General features: G+C 66.0%; 19 protein-coding genes. 12 read left to right on the top strand and 7 right to left on the bottom strand.

Going from position 1 to position 18,171, the window contains the following annotated elements; translation table 11 throughout:
• The first annotated feature begins 205 nt into the window (after positions 1-205).
• Positions 206-1,009, top strand: coding sequence for an alpha/beta fold hydrolase (locus VFZ66_19870; protein HEX6291452.1), 804 nt, complete (start codon positions 206-208; stop codon positions 1,007-1,009).
• 87 nt (positions 1,010-1,096) lie between these two features.
• Here VFZ66_19870 and VFZ66_19865 read toward each other — a convergent pair whose 3' ends face one another.
• The 5 genes from VFZ66_19865 to VFZ66_19845 all read right to left on the bottom strand — a co-directional run bounded on the left by VFZ66_19865 (position 1,097) and on the right by VFZ66_19845 (position 4,727).
• On the bottom strand, positions 1,097-1,567 hold the full coding sequence (locus tag VFZ66_19865; protein ID HEX6291451.1) for an NUDIX domain-containing protein: 471 nt from the start codon (positions 1,565-1,567) through the stop codon (positions 1,097-1,099).
• A 17-nt stretch (positions 1,568-1,584) separates the two neighbouring features.
• A complete protein-coding gene (locus VFZ66_19860; protein HEX6291450.1) occupies positions 1,585-2,124 on the bottom strand; it encodes a hypothetical protein in 540 nt (179 codons plus the stop codon).
• Positions 2,125-2,147: 23 nt separating this feature from the next.
• Positions 2,148-2,681: a ribonuclease HI family protein gene (locus VFZ66_19855; protein HEX6291449.1), complete on the bottom strand. Its 534-nt coding sequence runs from the start codon at positions 2,679-2,681 to the stop codon at positions 2,148-2,150.
• A 39-nt stretch (positions 2,682-2,720) separates the two neighbouring features.
• Complete coding sequence (locus VFZ66_19850; protein HEX6291448.1) at positions 2,721-3,437, bottom strand: alanyl-tRNA editing protein; 717 nt, start codon at positions 3,435-3,437, stop codon at positions 2,721-2,723.
• A gap of 96 nt (positions 3,438-3,533) precedes the next feature.
• The gene (locus tag VFZ66_19845) at positions 3,534-4,727 is read right to left on the bottom strand and encodes a hypothetical protein (protein ID HEX6291447.1); all 1,194 of its coding nucleotides are present in this window, start codon (positions 4,725-4,727) and stop codon (positions 3,534-3,536) included.
• Between the two features lie 215 nt (positions 4,728-4,942).
• Here VFZ66_19845 and tsaA point away from each other — a divergent pair, with 215 nt between their 5' ends.
• From tsaA to VFZ66_19815, 6 genes are all read left to right on the top strand, one after another.
• The gene (tsaA, locus tag VFZ66_19840; protein ID HEX6291446.1) at positions 4,943-5,377 is read left to right on the top strand and encodes a tRNA (N6-threonylcarbamoyladenosine(37)-N6)-methyltransferase TrmO; all 435 of its coding nucleotides are present in this window, start codon (positions 4,943-4,945) and stop codon (positions 5,375-5,377) included.
• Between the two features lie 115 nt (positions 5,378-5,492).
• Positions 5,493-6,068 carry a metalloregulator ArsR/SmtB family transcription factor gene (locus VFZ66_19835; GenBank protein HEX6291445.1) on the top strand — a complete coding sequence of 192 codons (576 nt, stop codon included), beginning with the start codon at positions 5,493-5,495 and terminating at the stop codon, positions 6,066-6,068.
• A 12-nt stretch (positions 6,069-6,080) separates the two neighbouring features.
• Positions 6,081-6,929, top strand: coding sequence for a hypothetical protein (locus tag VFZ66_19830; GenBank protein ID HEX6291444.1), 849 nt, complete (start codon positions 6,081-6,083; stop codon positions 6,927-6,929).
• 157 nt (positions 6,930-7,086) lie between these two features.
• A complete protein-coding gene (locus tag VFZ66_19825; GenBank protein HEX6291443.1) occupies positions 7,087-7,476 on the top strand; it encodes an ACT domain-containing protein in 390 nt (129 codons plus the stop codon).
• A 143-nt stretch (positions 7,477-7,619) separates the two neighbouring features.
• On the top strand, positions 7,620-8,231 hold the full coding sequence (locus VFZ66_19820; GenBank protein HEX6291442.1) for a methyltransferase domain-containing protein: 612 nt from the start codon (positions 7,620-7,622) through the stop codon (positions 8,229-8,231).
• A gap of 111 nt (positions 8,232-8,342) precedes the next feature.
• Positions 8,343-9,797: a hypothetical protein gene (locus VFZ66_19815; protein HEX6291441.1), complete on the top strand. Its 1,455-nt coding sequence runs from the start codon at positions 8,343-8,345 to the stop codon at positions 9,795-9,797.
• Between the two features lie 30 nt (positions 9,798-9,827).
• Here VFZ66_19815 and VFZ66_19810 read toward each other — a convergent pair whose 3' ends face one another.
• Entirely contained in the window at positions 9,828-10,190 is a 363-nt protein-coding gene (locus VFZ66_19810) for an MGMT family protein (protein HEX6291440.1), read from the bottom strand.
• A 218-nt stretch (positions 10,191-10,408) separates the two neighbouring features.
• Here VFZ66_19810 and VFZ66_19805 point away from each other — a divergent pair, with 218 nt between their 5' ends.
• Both VFZ66_19805 and VFZ66_19800 read left to right on the top strand, forming a co-directional pair.
• On the top strand, positions 10,409-11,245 hold the full coding sequence (locus VFZ66_19805; protein ID HEX6291439.1) for a protein phosphatase 2C domain-containing protein: 837 nt from the start codon (positions 10,409-10,411) through the stop codon (positions 11,243-11,245).
• Between the two features lie 237 nt (positions 11,246-11,482).
• On the top strand, positions 11,483-12,817 hold the full coding sequence (locus VFZ66_19800; protein ID HEX6291438.1) for a zinc ribbon domain-containing protein: 1,335 nt from the start codon (positions 11,483-11,485) through the stop codon (positions 12,815-12,817).
• A 52-nt stretch (positions 12,818-12,869) separates the two neighbouring features.
• Here the strand turns inward: VFZ66_19800 and VFZ66_19795 are convergent, their stop codons facing one another.
• Positions 12,870-13,829, bottom strand: a complete 960-nt coding sequence (locus tag VFZ66_19795) for an RluA family pseudouridine synthase (GenBank protein HEX6291437.1) — start codon at positions 13,827-13,829, stop codon at positions 12,870-12,872.
• 231 nt (positions 13,830-14,060) lie between these two features.
• Here VFZ66_19795 and VFZ66_19790 point away from each other — a divergent pair, with 231 nt between their 5' ends.
• The 3 genes from VFZ66_19790 to VFZ66_19780 all read left to right on the top strand — a co-directional run bounded on the left by VFZ66_19790 (position 14,061) and on the right by VFZ66_19780 (position 18,153).
• Positions 14,061-16,334 (top strand): glycosyltransferase family 39 protein, encoded by a 2,274-nt coding sequence (locus VFZ66_19790; protein HEX6291436.1) that lies wholly within the window; start codon positions 14,061-14,063, stop codon positions 16,332-16,334.
• A gap of 77 nt (positions 16,335-16,411) precedes the next feature.
• Positions 16,412-17,092, top strand: a complete 681-nt coding sequence (locus tag VFZ66_19785; GenBank protein HEX6291435.1) for a phenylalanine--tRNA ligase beta subunit-related protein — start codon at positions 16,412-16,414, stop codon at positions 17,090-17,092.
• Between the two features lie 26 nt (positions 17,093-17,118).
• Positions 17,119-18,153 carry a hypothetical protein gene (locus VFZ66_19780; protein HEX6291434.1) on the top strand — a complete coding sequence of 345 codons (1,035 nt, stop codon included), beginning with the start codon at positions 17,119-17,121 and terminating at the stop codon, positions 18,151-18,153.
• Positions 18,154-18,171: the final 18 nt, after the last annotated feature.

Raw genomic sequence — 18,171 nt, 5'->3', positions numbered from 1 at the left:
CGCGAAGCAGAGGAACTGATCCTCTGTCGCGGATACTCAGGACATTTGTCTATTGACATAATAATTTGTTTGGTGTTGAATAATCCTCAGCGCCTCAAATCATCGTACGGTCTTTTGAAAGAGACGAGTACGGCGGGCTAGGGTGCGGCTCCCCGGTTGGTCGTCGCCGCCCACGCGACAATGTTGTTCAGAACGAGAGCGAGCTATGACTGTACGCGCCACACCACAGCACCTATCCCACGGTCGAGAGCCACACACAGCCGCGCGCCAGCGGGTCGGCGCGGTGATCGTGCATGGCTTCACATCGGATCATCGGGCGGTCGAGCCGCTGCGCCAGCTTGCGCACCAGGCAGGGATCGTCGCCGAAACGCCGCTGCTGCGCGGGCATGGCGGGCACTACCGCGATCTGCGCGGCACGCGCTGGCAGCACTGGGTCGCGGATGTCGCCACCGCCCGCGAGCGTCTGGAGCAGCGCGTCGAGAAGGTGGTGCTGATGGGCTTTTCGATGGGTGGTCTGCTGGCGCTGGCCTCGGCGGCGGAGCGGCCCGAACACATCGCGGCGATCGTCGCGCTCGCGCCCGCAGTGCGCATCGCCCATCCGCTCGCGCCGATCGCGTGGATGGCGCGGGGCTGGATGCCCTACGTGCCGATGGGCAAGGCCGTGGCCTACAGCGATCCCACGCTGGCCGTCGGCGACGACAGCTACCATCGGCTGGCCGTCGATGCGTTCTGCTCGTTCTACTACGCCACCCGCCGCGTCGAGCGGATGCTGCCACGGATCACCGCGCCGATCTTTGTGGCTCACTCGCGCCGCGACCGCGTGATTCGGCCCCAGGCGTCGCAGATCGTCTACGATCGCGTCAAGTCCACCGATAAGCATCTGGTCTGGTTCGAGCGCTCCGGCCACGCGCTGCTCGACGACTGTGACTCATCGGCGGTGCTGGAGCACGTGCAGCGCTTTTTGCAGACGCGGCTGGAAGCATATATCGAACCGAAAACGAAGAGCTAAGAGCCAAACGAACGAACAAAGGAACAAGCGCGCAAGGGAACAAAGGAGAGCTTGGAACTTTGCGCTTTGCGCTTGGAGTATGCCCCGCTACATCCCGCCGATCTCCTCGGCCTCCCGTGCCCGCAGCGACGGCTGCCGCTGATCCTTGACGATCGCCCCCGGCTCGTCGCGCAGCGCATCCTGAATGCGCTCAAGATGCTTGGGTAGGATCTGCCGCTGCGTCAGCTCGTCGGGCGTGACCCACTCGTGATGATCGGCCTCCTCCGAGGGCTGAAGCGTGCCGCCCACAACGCGCGCCTCGAACGTCAGCACCATCTCATGCTTCTGCGGCTTCGAGTACAGCCCAACCAGCCGCCCCGCCGCGACCTCCAGCCCTGTTTCTTCGCGCACCTCGCGCACCAGCCCTTCCGTCGCCGACTCGTGCGGCTCGACGCCGCCGCCGGGCAGGTTGAACCAGCCGCTATCGACGCGCCGCGAGATCAGCACCCGTCCATCGGCATCGCGAATGATCGCGAACGCTCCGACCCGATGCGTCGGATCATGAATCTTATCGGCCATGAGCAATATCCTTCCCGTTAGTTGGCAACATCGAAGCCCAGCACATCGACGCGCGACCGTGAGACGCCGATCCAGTCGCCGACCGCGAGCTGCGCCTTGCCCAGTCTGGCGGCCAGATCGTCGGCGGTGACATGCGTGCGCACGCCGATCGTGCCGTCGCCGGTATCCAGCACCAGCTCGGTGTAGAGCGAGTCGTAGGGCAGATGGCCCTGCTGCACCTCCCAGCTCGGCACGGCGACGATCCGCCCGTACGCCTCAGGCGTGGTGGTCATGCCGCTGCGGCTGAACGACTCCGCGAAGATGCCCTGTCTGGTCATCCCCGGCGGCTGTAGCTCGACGCTCGAAAGCAGAAAGACCAGCCGGGCGACGCCCGCGCGTCCCGCCAGGTGCGGCTCGACCAGATGGTGCCGGTCCACCACGCCGATCGATACGCCGCTGGCGAGCTTGAAGATCAGGAGCGGCAGATAGCGCCGCCCGTCTGGATGCAGATTTCCCGGCATGTAGCTCTCGAACGTCACAGGCAGGGCGATCTGATCGAGCAGTGGAAAACGTGGCATAAGCTCACTTCGTGTCGGTGCGGCTAGTGTCCAAGCGCCTCGACGCTGTTGGCGCGACCGTGCCAGGTTGCGCGCCAGCCGCCAACCTGCCTGAGCAGATGGTGGACGTGCGCCGCGCGCTGCTGCATCCGTGGCTCTTTGATCTTCCACTGGCCGGTGATCTGCTTGATCACGAGCTGCGAGTCGCCGCGAATGTCGAGATAGACCGCCCGTGGATCTCTGGAGCGCAGCAGCACTTGCTCCAGCGCGGCGATCAGCGTGTCGTACTCGGCCTCGTTGTTGGTGTAGTTGGGGCCGAACTCAAGCCGCCTGGGCGCCTCGACGCGACCCTCGACGGTCAACTGGTACGAGCCGTAGCCGTCGCCCGGATTGCCAATGCTGCCGCCGTCGAAGATCAGCACGATCGGGCTCGCTCCCGGCGGGTAGCTCACCGCTGGCGTCGGCTCGGCTGGCGCGGCCTGCGCTGGCGGCGTTGGTCCGACGTACAGATCGTCGGTGAGGGTGAACGTTTCGCCGCAGCATGGGCAGCGAACAACAGGTGTTTGTGTCTGTTCCATAGTGCTATTGTACCGCAGCCGCGCTTGCACTCAGCGCCGCTATGGCTGGATGCCGATCACGATCCGCTTATTGGTCGCGCCCTTGGAGCGGGTCTTGACCAGCGTCACGGGTCCGATCTCGCTGGTGTTGCCGACGTGCGTACCGCCGTCGGCCTGGCGGTCCAGCTCCTCGATCTCGACGATCCGAACCTCTGCCACGCCCTCCGGCACAAGGTTCGTCTTGGTGCGGATCAGATCGGGCAGCTTGAAGGCCTCGTCGCGCGGCAGAAAATAGACCCTGACCGGGCGATTCCGCTCGATCTCCTGGTTGGCTTTGCCGATCATCTCCTGGGCCAGCTCCGGCGTGAAGTTCTGGATCTCGAAGTCGAGGTGGCCCTCGCCGGGCGTCATATTGCCGCCCGTGACGCTCGCGCCATAATCGCGGTACGCTACGGCGCTGAGCACGTGCAGCGCGCTGTGGATGCGCATCAGCAGGTAGCGCCGATCCCAGTCGAGCCTGGCCCGCACGCGCTGCCCGACGCTCGGCATGTTCTCGCCTTCGAGCGTATGCCAGACATACTGATCGTCTTTGCGCACGGATATCACCTTCCAGACCTGGCCGTCGGCTTCGAGCGTGCCCGTATCGTGGGGCTGACCGCCGCCGCCGGGATAGAAAGCCGTCTCGTCCAGCGCCACCTCGTTGCCTTGCACGGCCAGCACCGTCGCCGCGCACTCGCGGATCGCGCTATCGGTTGCGTAGAGCGTTCTGGTCTGCATGAATCCTCCTTGTTCCGAGTTCCAAGTTTCAAGTTTCCGGTTCTTGGTGCTCCCTTTGTGCTTTGTTCTCCGTTTGGTTCTTGGTTCTTCCCTCCCCTACGGTACGTCGCCGACGTAGATCTTGCCGTCGTCGATCTCCACGAAGGCGATCCGCGTGCCGTCGGGCGACCACGAAGGCGACGTGAAAAACTGCTCCTCGTTGGCCTCCGTCAGCCGCGCCCGTGGCTCAGCGCCCCGCCAGTCGGTCACATGGATGTCGCGCGATATGAACTCAAGCCCGGCGCTTGTTCCGGCGTAAGCCAGCCGCGTGCCATCGGGCGACCACGATGGCTGGTCGCCGGGGCCGAGGTCGAAGCGTCTCGCGCCGTCGCTGCTGCTGCTCACAATCCGCCCTTCGATGCTGGTCAGCGCCAGCTTCGCGCCGTCAGGCGACCAGCGGGGCAGCCATAGCCCTTCGCCCGCATTGCTCAGCGGCGTGCTCGTCGCTCGATCGCCGTCGATTCGCAGCAGCACTGTCTGCACCGCTTCGAGATTTGCCACCAGTGGATTCACCGCGATGATCGGGCTATCCTGCGGCTCTGGCGCGGGTGCGGTGACAAGCGCGGCGAGCGGCAGCGAATGGTGTTGCACCATGCTCTGCTGCAAGATCTGAAGCTGGCCCTGCGCCGTGGCAAACGTGATGCTGCTACCGCCCGCGCCGACCGCTCGGATCGAGGGCGCGTTGGTGATCAGCGGCTCCTGCCTGACAGCTTCCTCGGCCAGGATGAAGCGCGTCAACTGATCGCCGTCCGGAGCCGTTTGATGCACCAGCAGGGTGTCGGCATCGGCCCAGAGCGGCTCCAGCACAAAGGTATCGGTGACGATCGGGCGGACCTCGCCGCTGCGCGTGTCGATCGCATCCATGCCGGGGCCATCCTGCGGCACGGCGGCGATCCACTCCGCGCCCGGACTCCAGAGCGCGGTTTTGTATTTGACCGTGCCGTCGGTCAGCGCGCGGACGTTGCGCAGCGGACGATCGACGATCTCCTTGCGTTGGAGCGGCTGGAGCGGCGCGAGCGCGATCGTATCCGTGATCAGCGTCGTTGTCGTGCTGCTGGCTGCGGCGGTCGGCGTGACGGATGGGGTGCTCGTTGGCAGGGCGCTCACTGTCGCTTCCGGCGGCGCGGCTGTGGCCGGGATCGGCGTTGGCTGCGGCTGCACAGCGGGCGGCGACTCAGTGGTACACGCGCTGATCGAGAGCGTCAGAAGCATACTCAGGGTGAGCGCCAGCCAGCGCTTTGGTGATGGCAAAATAGGTTCTATCCTCAACATTCCTCAATCCAACTTTGGAGCGGTGTCATCAGCGGGCTATCATACTCGACGCCTGGGCCGCTGCCAAATGGGATGCTATGGCGCTCCCGTGTGTCGACTTGCCGCTTCCCGCCGCTCTAAAGTACGATAGCGCGCGGGATATTTATTTCCTCGGCTGCCAGCAATGCGCGTTAGCTCATCCAAAGGAGTCCACGATGCTCAAGCTCGAACCGATCGGCAGCGTCCGCTCGCCGATAACCGAGGGCGTGGACGAAAACTGGGACGATGTCGTCTCGGAGATTCATCTCGCAGCGGCATTCGCGCCTGGGCTGCAAGGACTCGCCGATTTTTCGCATATTATCGTCGTGTTTTTTATGCATCAGTCCTCGTTCGGCGCGACGACCGACCTTGTCCACCGACCACGCGGACGCGCCGATATGCCCGCTGTCGGGATCTTCTCCCAGCGCGCCAGGCGTCGTCCCAACCCCATCGGCATGACCGCCGTTGAGATAGTCGGCGTGGCTGGCCCGGTGCTGAGCGTGCGCGGCCTGGATGCGATCGACGGCACGCCCGTGCTGGACATCAAGCCCTACGTGCCCGCCTTCGACCGTGTTGCCGATGCCTTGTGCAGGAGTGGATCGAGCGGCTGATGCAAGGCTATTTTTAACCACAGATTGCAGCGATCTTGGCCTTACGTCGGGGTTGTGTCGCAAGCTCTATTTCGATATACTTCTAATTAGATACTAATCGAAATAGGAGCGCAGTATGGAAGTTCAAGACGTAAGCACGCCGCTGCATCTGCTGAAAGTGCTGGCCCATGAAAGCCGCCTGAAAATCCTTGGTATACTGGCAAACCAGGAGTGCAGCGTCGGCGAGCTGGCGGCGCTGCTCAAGCTCAAGGAGCCGACCGTCTCGCATCACCTGGCGAAGCTCAAAGAGATTGGTCTGGTAGGCATGCGCGCCGAGGGCAACACGCACATCTACTGGCTGGACGGCGAGGCGCTGCAAGGCATGACCCAAAAGCTGTTTACCTTCGAGCAGATCGCCGCGCCGCCGAGCGATGTCGCGTACGACGCCTGGGAGCGCAAGGTGCTTGGCAGCTTTGTGGAGGGCACGCGGCTGAAAGAGATCCCGGCCAGCCAGAAGAAACGTCTGGTGATCCTCAGATGGCTGGTCAGCCAGTTCCAGCCGGGCGTGCGCTATCCTGAGCGCGAGGTCAACGAGGTGATCAAGCGCCACCACCCGGACTGTGCTACATTGCGCCGCGAGCTGATTATGAACCGGCTGATGCAGCGCGATCACGGCGTCTACTGGCGCGTACCGGACGCGCCGGTCGCGTGACGAGGAGATAGCATGCCCGTACCCTTGCTGGACATCGGTGGGCTATGGCCGATCGACGGCGACGGTTACATCGTCAACGATGCGAGCGTAGACAAGATCGAGCCGCTGTATCGCGCGGCGGTCGATGCAGCCGTGCGCGCGTACCGCGCGCATCTGGGCGCGCGGTTGCACGGCGTCTATGTGCGCGGCACGGTGCCCCGTGGTCAGGCTGTGCAGGGCGTGTCCGATCTGGATTGCTTCGCCGTCACGCTGGGCGATCCCGCGACGGTCGACGCATCCTGGCTCAAAGCCGAGGGCGCGCGAATCGCCGCAGAGCATCGGTGCGTCTCGGATGTGCAGTTGGAGATCTGGCCCTACGATGAGGCGCTGGTGTCCGATCGCTTTTCCGAAATGAGCTTTCTGCTCAAAACGCAGAGCGCCTGCGTCTGGGGCGACGATCTCGCGCCGTGCCTGCCCCGCTTCAAGCCGGATGTCGTCGTCGCCAACAACGACATCAGCCAGATCCGGCCCGACATCGCCGAGGCCATCGCCGCGCTGCACACAGATGGTTCGGCACGGAATGTGCTGTATCGGTGTCGCCGCATCATGAAAAATACTTTGCGGACCGGCTGCTCCCTGGTGATGGCGCAGGAGCGGGTCTTTACCCGCGATCTCAAGCCCTGCTACGAGCTGTTCGCCCGGCACTACCCGGATCAGGCAGGCAGCATGCGCCGGGTACTGGATCTGGCGATCGAGCCTTCTGCCGACCGCGATACGGTGCTGGAGATACTCAACACCTTTGGCGCGTGGCTGATCGCTCAGGCCGACGCCTGGCTGGATGTTCATAATCCATCCAAAGTTGTCGAGATGCCGCTGAGCTAGCGTACCGTCAGGCTGTATGCCATACCGGATACCATGCCACGAGGGCACCTGGCATGGTATCCCAGCGGGGGCGTCCCCAAACATCCCCTTTCTGATGCGGAATTCTGATGTGCTGCTTTCCGAAGATAGTTGTTAGACTCTGCATCAGGATGAGCGTATGAATGCACCAAAGCTGACACTCACACTGCACAACCACACACTGGCCGTCTGCCGCCTGGCACACGATGCGCCGCTGCCGGATTGGGCGCTGCAATCGCACTTCTTCTCGATCACGCGCACGCCCGACGAGCTATCGATCGTCTGTGCGCAGGAGGTTGTGCCGGACGGCACGACATGCGAGCGCGATTGGCGCTGCCTCAAAGTGGCAGGGCCGCTGGACTTCGCCCTGACCGGCGTTCTGGCCGCGCTGGTGCTGCCGCTGGCCCAGGCGGGTATCAGCATCTTCGCGGTATCCACGTTCGACACCGATTATCTGCTGGTCAAAGCGGCGGCCACGGAGCGCGCGATTGCGGTGCTAGTGATGGCAGGCCATACGGTGCAGGGGTAACGTGCCGTCAGGTTGGGGGTGTCCCCCAACGGTTCCTCCCCCGCTCCTATCGCAACTGAGGCAGAAGCCTGTCGAGGTTCGGGGAAAGAGCTGGGAGTGAGGAGCTGAACCTGGAACTTGGAAATCGAAAACGGAGGAGCGGCATGCGTGGCGTTGAGCAACATCCGGCACTCTACGATCGAATCGTCGAGCCGTTCGAGCAAGGCTTGCTGGGCCACTGGCGGCGGCAGTTGTTCGGCGCGCTCACGGGCGACATACTGGAGCTGGGCGTCGGGACCGGGCTGAATCTGCGGGCGTACGATCCTGCGGCGCGCGTGACCGGCATCGATGTCGAGCTGCCGCTGGCGCGGCGGGCTCATGTGCGCGCCCGCAGCCGCGATGCGCGGGTGCTGCTTGGCGATGCGCAGCGGCTCCCGTTTCCCGACGCCAGCTTCGACTATGTGACCTCGGCGCTGGTCTTTTGCTCGATCCCCGATCCGGCCCTGGCATTGCGCGAAGTTGCGCGGGTGCTGCGGCCCGGCGGTCATCTGGTGCAGCTTGAGCATACCCGCACTAACCGCCCGCTGCCCGACGCGCTGCTGAACGCGATCACGCCGCTCTGGTCGACGATCGCGGGCGGCTGCCATCCCAATCGCGACACTCCCGCGCTGCTCACACAGCATGGCTGGCGGCTGATGCGCCATGAGCGCCATATCTCTGGACTGATCCGGCTGATCGAGGCGCTGCCGCCCGCCGCAGGACTACCCGATCGCTGACAGATGGCTGCTCAACATCAGGATTGGGTGGGCAATCGGCGGCTTTCTGGCTGCGCACAAAGCCGGTACAGTGCCGTGTATGTTGTGTGATCCAGAGAGCGATCTGCCGCTATGCTAAGACTACTGCACGTGCCCGCGCTGCTGCTGATCGCCGCCGTGAGCTTCGTGGTGCTGCGTCCCGAACCGCAGCAGACCGAGCTGCGCGCCGTTGAGCGCCTCTGGCACGCCGGACGGAGCGCCGAGGCCCTGCGCCGCTACCAGACGATCCAGGCGTCCGAGTCCGCCCCCGCGCTGGTCGAGGTGCGCCTTGCCTCGATCTTGTTGCTGCGTGGCGACTGTCCCCACGCCCAGGTGCAGGTTGCCGCCGCGCTGCGCAAGCCAATCCGCCGCGACGAGGCCGCCCAGGCGCATCTGATCGCCGGTCAGTGCGCCGCGCTCCGCGACGATCTGGCGCGCGCCCAGGCCGAGTGGTCCTCCGTCGATCCGCGCTCGCCGTACCAGGCGCTCACCACGGTGCTGCACGCCGAGCACGCGCTCCACGCCGGAGAGCGCTCCACCGCGATCGAGCGCTACGCGCCCGCGCTTGCCGCTCCGCTCGACGAGCCGTGGCTAAGCCTGGTGCGGCTGCGTCTGGCGCTGGCGCTGGCGCTGGATCAGCCAGCCGAGTCGCTCCATCACCTGGAGGCAATTCCCGCCGCTCTGCCTGAGCCGCGCCCGGAATCGCGCCCGCTGCTGCCGCTCTCATCGGCGGAGATGGTGCGACAGTCGCGGCAGCTTGGCGCGATCCTCGCTCTGCCGCGCGAGCAGCATGCTCAGTTGCTCGGCCAGCAGCTTTTGGATCTGGACCTGCCGCGTCTCGCGCTGGCGGCTTTCGAGCAGGTGCCGCTCGACTCGCCCGCTCGTCCGCTTGCCGAGGCGCACGCCGCCTATGCCCGCTGGCAATTGGGCCAGACCTCCGCCGCGACCAGCCATCTGCGCGAGCTGGTGGCGCGCTATCCGCAGGAGCCGTCGATCGCGACGCTTTTCGCGACGGTGGCGATCGATGCCGGTGAGCTGGACGCCGCCGCTGCCGCGCTGGATGCCGCCGAGGCGCGCAACCCCCTCGATCCCGCGATTGTGCTGGTGCGCTCCGATCTGCTCGTTGCCCGCCGCGAGTATGCGCGAGCAGTTGCCGAGCGCCGCCGTGCCCGCGATATTGCCCGTCCCGATGTGCGCGGACGCTACGCGCTGGCTCTGGCGGAGCAGCATCTCAGCCTGACCTACAACGTGTGCGATGCCGGTGTCACTGCCGCGCGTCAGGCGACGACGATCGCGGCCAACGAGCCCTACGCCTGGCAACTCCTGGCGAGCACGCTCTACCACTGCCGCTCGTATCCGCAGGCTGCCGAGGCCGCACAGCGCGGCCTTGCGCTCGCGCCGAACGATCCCGCGCTGCACTTCTTTCGGGGCGCTGCCCTCTGGGAGAATCGCGAAAAGGATGCCGGTCGCGCGCATCTGATCGCCGCCGCCGACCTCGCGCCTGCCAGCGAGTGGCGCAGACGCGCCGAGCAGATGCTTGGCTGGTAGCGCCGCGCACGCTCGATCGCGTCCGTTCCCTTACGCCTCGCTCAGATCGTCCGGCGCGAAGTGCCAGCCAAAGCGCTCCAGATCGACGCATCCATCGGCGTCGAAGGCAACGCCCTCCAATTCGAGCAAGCGCCGCTGCTCGTTGCCATGTGTCGAGATGCCGCCGCGCGCGTTGATCACCCGCTGCCAGGGCACATCGGGCCGCTCCGCCGAACTCAAAACATGCAGCGCATAGCCGACCACCCGCGCCTGACACCCGACGATCCGGCCAACGGTGCCGTAGGTTGTGACGGAGCCGGGCGGCACCTGCCCGACGCAGGCATAGATCCGCTCGTAGAGCCCGCCGGGCCGGGGTGTTTCGTCGAACTGCCGCATTGCTCGCTTGCTTGACACCGCTCTATCCTTCCGCTCAGGTCTGGTATAGTACCACCGTTCGATCCGGCGCTGCCGCCGCGCGGCCCTGCGGATGATGTCAAAAAAGTGTCAAGATGGCATAAGATAAGGCGTGTGGTTCCGTCAGTTACACATCATTCGTTTCTGAGCCGGAACAGAAATTGCAGGTGCTATAATCAGCTACCGTCGACATAAGACATAGCTACGTTTGAAGTGTTATGGCTCAACATATACCCCTGTCCATCAGCTACGCACAGCGCAGTGACATCGGCATGCAGCGCCGGTTCAACGAAGATACCAGCGTCGTTCACGAGATGACGCTGCCCAACAAGCGGCGGGTCGTGATCGCCGCCGTCGCCGACGGGATGGGGGGCGCTCAGGCCGGAGCCGAGGCCAGCCATCTGGCGGTGGGCACTGCGGTGCAAACGCTGGCGGCGCGGCTGCAAGAGATCGTCCCCAGCTCCGAGGGCCAGTGGCAAGAGGCGCTCTGCCACGCGCTGCATACCGCAAACAACGCGGTCCACGCGCGCTCGCACACGCGGCGGCAGTTCAACGGCATGGGTACGACCTTACTGCTCAGCGCGCTGTACGAGCGGCGGGTGCGCATCGCGCATATCGGCGATTGCCGCGCGTATATGGTCCGTCCCGCTGCGCGCAAGCCGCATATTATCCAGCTTACCGCCGATCATACAGTTGTGGCCGAGCTGATCGGGCGGGGCGCGATCTCACACGCCGATGCGACGACGCATCCACAGCGGCACCAGCTTGCCCGCACCCTGGGACAGGAGCCGCAGATCGAGCCTGAGCTGACGGCGCGTAACCTGCGCACGGGCGAGCGTCTGGTGCTCTGCTCGGATGGCCTGCCGCTGCATGTCGCCGATTACGAGGTGGCCCGCACGATCTCGGACGCGCCCACGCCGCAGGCGGCATGCGATCGCCTGGTCGAGCTGGCAAACCAGCGCGGCGGTCGCGACAATGTTACGGTGGTGATCATCGCCGCCGATCGTCATCAGCCGCTCGTCTCCACACAGCCGCCGACCAGGCTTGAGGTCTAGCGCATCCGCTCCAACTTCCTCATGTGCATCTTCGTCCAGCCCATCCCGCTCCATGTGCCTATGCGATTGGCAGCGCTGGCACCTCGCGCGAGTTGGCTCTGCCGCCGCTCCTCCGTCTGCGCAACCCGGTGCCCGATTCTTGCGTCATAGTGCGTGGTCGATTGACGCGCTATGCTATTATGCGCATAGTTTATAGCAATACAATGCGGCATTCAGTGGAGCCTTAAGGAGGATCAAATGGCCCTTATCTGTCCGAACGGCCATGTCAACGATGAGGGAAATCGCTTCTGTGAGCAGTGCGGCGAGCCGCTGCAAGAATCGCAGGCGAGCGCCGCGCCCTCGGCAGCGCAGGCCGCCCCGTCTTCCGGCGCGACCAGCAGCACTTGTCCCATCTGCGGGCAGGAGAATGTTCCGGGCACGGCGTTCTGCGATAATTGTGGCGCGGCTCTACCGCCGCCGCTGCCTGCTGCTACAGAAGAAACTGCGGCCACCAGCGCGCCGGTCGAAGCGGCGAGTACATCCGGCGCGACCGCCAGCGCCGCGACGATCGCGTGCCCGCAGTGTGGCACCGAGAACGATGCCGAGAATCGCTTTTGCGATAACTGCGGCGCGAAGATCACGGAAGGCGACGCGCCAGCCGCAGCCGAGGGCGGGCCGTCCGACGCTCCTGTCGATCAGCCGGAGCTTACAGCGCCCGAAGCGCCCGATCTCGCCGCCGCTCCCGCAGAGGCAATCGTGCTGCCCGCGCCGGTCGAGGCAGCAGCGCCGGAGGCTGGCACAACCGCCGATGCCGCCGCAGTGCCCGCCGCGCCGGAAGCGCCTGTCGCTCCCGCAGCGCCGGATGCCAGCGCCGAGCGCCAGCGCCTGGAAGAGGTGATTCGGACGCAGCGCCAGTTGATCGGGCAGCTTGAGCAGATGCAGGCGAACTTTGGGGCGGCGACGCCCCCGGCGATCCTGCAAGGGCTGGAAGAGGCGCGCAAAATCCTGGCCCAGGCCGAGTCCGATCTGCAAGCGCTGACCGGCAGCGCGCCTGTCGTTCCTGTCGCGCCGGAAGCGCCACAGCTTCAGGCTGCCGCGCCCGTCGAGCAGCCCGCCGAGCAGCCCGTAGCACAGCCGCAGCAACCGGAAGCGCCCGCGCCGGTATCCGCTCAGGCTGCGGCGCCGAGCCAGCCAGCGCCGAGTCAGCCGGTTGCCCCGGCCATGGGCGGCACCAACCAGCTACCGCCGAGCGCCGCACAGCCTCAGGCGAGCGGCCCGCGCTTCGTCACCCGCGATGGCGGCGTGCTTAGCCTGCCGACTACCGGCAAGGAGATCGTGATCGGACGCGACGATCCCATCAGCGGGATTCATCCCGATGTGGATCTAACGCCTCACGGCGGCGAGGCTGGCGGTGTCAGCCGCCGCCATGCGCTCCTGCGCGAGCAGAACGGGCAGTGGCTATTGACGGACCTGGACAGCACGAACTACACCCGCGTGGACGGCAACCGGATCGCGCCCGATACGCCGACGCCGCTCCACGACGGCGCGCGCGTTCAGTTCGGACGGCTGGAAGTCGACTTCCGCATCGGCTAACCGTTTCGTCTCACGAGCACCGGCTTGTCGGATGGCAGGCCGGTGTTTTCGGCTAAGGCGCTGGCACGCCCAGCCGTGCCAGCGCGGCGGTCCAGGCGGGCGGCAGCGGCGCGCGCAGCTCGATCGGCGCTCTGGTGACGGGATGGCAAAAGCCAAGCTGCGCGGCGTGCAGCAGATGGTGCGGGATCGCGAGATCCTCGATGGTCGTCGCGCCGCCGTAGCGCGTATCGCCGACGATCGGATAGCCCAGGTGGGCCAGGTGGAGCCGAATCTGATGCGTTCGCCCGGTGATCGGCAGCGCGCGCACCAGCGTGGCCGCATCGGCGCGGGCGATGACCTCAAAGCGGGTGTGCATCAGGCGCACGCGCTGCGAGCCGTACGGCAGCTTCAGCCCGACATCGGCGAGCGGGTAGACGCGAAACAGGCCGCTCTTGCCGCGTCCGTGGCCGGTGCTGGCCTCGAACGTCTGCGCATCGATCCTGCCGGTAGCCAGCGCCAGGTAGGTTTTGTGCATGCCGCCGGTCAGAAAAAGCTGCTGTAAGGCCGGGTTGATCGCCGGATCTTTGCTCACCAGCAGCACGCCCGACGTGTCGCGGTCAAGCTGGTGCGCCAGATGCAGCGGCACGCTCTGCTCATCGCGGGCGCTCACAAACGCCGCCAGTGCATACGGCAGCGTGCCGTACACATCCCAGGGCGTGTAGTTCGCGTGCCAGCCGGGCCGCTTATTGATCGCCAGCAGCCAGCGATCCTCCCATACGATGTCCTCAGGCGTGATCGTGAGCGTGTCGTACACGCCGCCGGGTGGAAAATGAATCACAAGCTGCGTGCCGCGCTCCACCAGCAGATCCGGCTGCTGCACCCGGTGCCGGTCGATCCACACCGCGCCGCGCTCGATCAGCTCGTGCGCCGCCGTCAGCGTCAGCGCCGCGCGCTCCGCGACGATCCAGTCCAGCCGCGCTCCTGCCTGGGAATCGTCGATGATCTGCTCGATCTTGGGCCGTGCTGTCGTCATGCTGCAACCATCGCTTCGATCCGAGTAAGCTTGTTCAATATTGAAGGCTCAATCTTACCAAAGGTGGCATCAGTTTTGCATGAAGCGCGGCAGATGCTTCCTACGTGTGTTCGGCGACAGCGCGAACGGATGGCTTACCCACTGGCTGTGGACAGTTAGCAGGCATTGGCGAAGAGAGCAAGGCTTGGATCTGCCGCTCTGCGTGAGGCGGATCGTTTGATGGAGCAGGCTATGGATCATCGGCTGATCAAGCGGCGGATCGTCGCAGCCATCCTGGTGTTCGGCGCTGCCCTGGCAGTGCTGCTGATGCGCTATCTGCCCGCGCGTTCGGCATATCACGAGCTCGGCGATCCGGCCGAGGGCGCGATCCTGAGCGGATTTTGGGCGGCAGAGGCCGACGACGCTGCGGTTGTGCGCTGGGCGATGCCCGATGCCCGTCTGCGGCTGCCACTTGCCGACCGGCGCGGAACGCAGCAGGTGGCGCTGACATTGCGCGGAGACGCATCGCAGCCGCTCGTGCTGGGCGTCGATCGCGTGACGGCTGTGGCAACAACTGCTCCTGAGCTGCGGACCTACCATCTGTTGACGCCGCCATCGACCAGCGGCAGCGTCGAGCTGCGCCTGCAAACCACACCGGCTGTCGCGTGGCAGCCAGAGCGCGGCCTGGCCGTCGATCGGCTCGTGGTCGTCGGGCGTGGCGGATGGCCGCCGCTGCTGGATCTGGCGAATCTGCTGGCGCTGGCACTCGTGCCCGCGCTGCTGCTCATCCTGACCAGCCGCCTGCCGTTCGATTGGGCGCTGGTGCCGAGCATCCTGCTGCTGAGCCTCTACCTGGCGCTGCCCTCAGACGATCTTCCGGCGCTGCTGCTGTTCGGGCCGCTCGTCGCGCTGACGATCGCCGGGCTCGGGCTGCTGCCGAGCGCGCGCCAGCATCCGACGCTGGTGCTGCTGCTCCTGGCCGGCACTGCGCTGCGCGGCTATGCGCTTGGCTGGGGCAGCGGCTACCTGTTCCATCCCGACGAGCAGGCGCTGGTCCAGGGCAGCGCGTCCGAGCCATTGTATCGGATGATCGAGTGGACGGCGCAGCGGGCGGCGCGCGTGAGCGGCAACGCGGGCTGGGCCGATGCCTGGGGCCTGGTGCTGCTGGGCCGCGTCTGGTCAATGCTGCTTGGCAGCGCGCTGATCGTGGTGGTCTATCGCCTGGGCCGCCAACTGCTGCGACCGCGCTGGGTGCTGCTGGCGGTGGCCTACGTCGCGTTCGCGCCCGTGCTGGTGCAGCAAAGCCATGTTGCAACGCCGCTCCTATTCGAGACGCTGCTCGTCGCGCTGCTGATGCTGAGTAGCACCAGCGCGGCGCTCTGGGGCCGTTTGCGCGACTCGATCGCCTGTGGTCTGTGGTCGGGCGCGGTGCTGGCGCTCTGTCCACAGGGCGGCATCCTGTTGATCGCGCCGATCGTCGCGCATCTGGTGATGCGCCAGCGGCGCCGCCGCCTGCCAGCGCTCGGCACGGCGACGGCGCTGGCGATCGTCTGCGGCAGCCTGCTGCTCTGGTCCTTTGGCGAGGTTGGAACACCGGCTGCGGCATCGGCGGGGCTGCCGCAGCCTGCGGACGATGCAAAGGCCGCGATCGGTCGGCAGCTACCTTCGGCGATCGAGGCCTACGCCCACGCGCTCTTCAACGTTCTGCTGTGGAGCCTCGGCCCGCTGCTGATGCAGTTGAGCGTCGTCGGCTGGGGCGTTGGCCTGGTGCAAAGCCTGCACGAGCGGCGCTATCGCGTCTGGCTGCCGCTGCTGTGGAGCCTGGGCGTCTACTTCGCGGTCGGCGTGCGCAGCCCGGAGCCGGTCGAGAGCCTGATTCTGCTTGTGCCGCTGCTGTGTCTGACGGCTGCCTGGCTGCTGCAATCGTTCGGCGAGCGTCTGCCGCATCGTTTTGGACAGCGCACCGTCCGCCTGCTGGCAGGCACCGGCCTCTGCCTGGTGCTGGCGACATCGCTCGGCTTGATCAATGTCTATCGCGTGCCCGATCCGCGCATTGCCGCGAGCCGCTGGCTGATCGCGCATGCGCCCGCAGGCAAGCAGGTGCTTCACGATGCCTCTGTAGCCGAGCGCTTACCGATTGGCGCTGCTCATCTCTACACGACGACGGCGCTGCCCGCGTCGATGACTGGGGCTGATCCGCAGGCGCGCGCGCGCTACGTCGAGGCGCTGGCCCGTGCCGACTATCTGGTGCTGGCGGTCGATCGCGGCGATCTTGGCCTTGAGCAGCGCATCGCCGCCGATCCGGTCGCGGCCTGCTACTACCAGGCGCTCTTCGGCGGGCGGCTCGGCTTCATGCCGCGCGCTGGCTTCGACGCACAGCCGCGCATCGGCCCGTGGATCATGGATGATAGCTGGGTCAATCCCGCGCTGCGCAGGTACGATCATCCACATGTGCGGATCTTCGAGCGTGTGGTGACACCTACGCCGGAGGCGGTCGATCTGATGCTCAACTGCGCGGGATCGTAGCTACTCTCCGCCAGCGGTTCAAGCATGTGCTATCCTGAGGGGAGCAACATTCAATCCGTGCTGGAGGTTAGATCGACATGGTGGTTGTGACGCTCGATCCGCATGTGCAACAACTACTGCCGAAGCTGCTGGTGGGGCTGGTCGAGGCGGAGCAGCTTCGTGTCCAGGCGCATGATGCCGGGCTGTGGTCCATGCTGGAGGAGCTGTGCGAGCATCTGCGCTTCGAGCTGAAGGGCAAGGTTGCCGCTGATCATCCGCACGTTGCCGCCACGCGCCGGGCCTATCGCGCACTCGGCGACGATCCCACGCATTACCGGCCCGCCAACGAGGCGCTGCTCCGGCGCGTGCTGAGCCATCGGGCGCTGCCGCAGATCAATGTCGTTGTCGACATCAACAACTATATCTCGCTCGCGCACGGCTTTGCGGTCGGCTGTTACGATCTGGCGCAGATCGTCGGTGCCGCCGTTGTGCGCCGTGGCGAGGACGGCGAGCAGTACGAGCCGATCGGCAAGCAAGCGGTCGATGCGACCAACCGGCTGGCGCTGGCCGATGAGCGGGGCATCTTCGGCAGCCCCACCGCCGACTCGCAGCGTACGATGGTGACGGCTGAGACGCAGCGCGTGCTCGTTGCGATCTTCGGCTTCGAGGCGGCGCAATCGGCGATCGATCGCGCGGTCGACGAGACGGCTCAGTTGCTCAGTCGTTTTTGCGGCGGGCAGATCGTCGATCGGCGTGTGCTTGCCGCTAACGAGCAGTAAGCGCTATCTGAGGCTAAGGATCTGGCATGGCGGCGGGAAACAGCGCGAGCCTGGAGCATACGGTATCGTGGACGGCAGACCACCTCGAAGCCGACCTGCGGCGGACGTATGCGGTGGCTTTGCAGCGGCGCGCGATGCGCAGTATGCTGCTGGCGATGCTGGTGATGGCGCTTGGCGTGCCGCTGCATATCCTGGCCCTCGGCGCTCACGACGCTCACGGCGCTGGATGGTGGGCGATGCTCGTGGTCTGGTCGAGCGCCGGGCTGACGTTGCTAACCTTCTGGACGGCACGCGATCTGCTGCGCGAAGCGTGGCGGACGCTGCGCCCTGTCCGTCTGCGTGCCGCCGATCTTGTCGTCCTCGGCGCGCTGGCCGCGTTTGTCGCAAGCTGCCCTGCGCTGGCACAGCCGACCGCGCCGATGTACTTCGATGCGTCGGCGATGGCGCTGGCCTGGCTGCTGGCGGGAAGGTCGCAGGCAGCCGAGATCGAGCAGCGCTTTGTCGTCGTCCTTGAGCAGCTCTCCCCGCTCAACCTGCCGCACCCTGGAGCCGAATATCGCTCATGCCGCATCTCACACGAGCACACGATGACCTGGCTGGGTCTGGCGATGCTGGGCTGCGCGGCTGCGGCGCTGGGCTGGCACCTGTGGTGGACCCGCGATCTGGCCCAGAGCGGCCTGGCCGCGCTGGCGACGATCGCTGCTGCCTGCCCATGCACACTTGGTATTGCCACATCGTCGGCCTATCTCGTGGGCGCGGAGCGGGCCGCGGCTGCGGGCTGGCTCGTGCCATCGGGCGCTGCGCTGCGCCAGGCTGCGGATCGGCCCGATCTGCTGGCGGTGCCGATCGGATCTGCGGAGCCGGAGCGGCTGCGCATGATTGCGCGCTCCGTCCAGCGCGCGCTGCGCCTTAATACGCTGTGGGCGGTTGGCCTCAACCTTGCGCTGCTGCCGCTCGCGCTCCTCGGCCCGCTCCCCGCGCTGCTGCCCGCCGCCACGATGATGCTCGCCCGGCTGCTGATTTCTGTTACCAACCGGCGGATCGCGGCGCTGCCGCGTTGAGCCGCCGTCTGCCGAGTC

The organism is Herpetosiphonaceae bacterium (assembly GCA_036374795.1).
GTDB lineage: Bacteria > Chloroflexota > Chloroflexia > Chloroflexales > Kallotenuaceae > LB3-1.
This window is presented reverse-complemented; position numbering and strand designations above follow the sequence as displayed.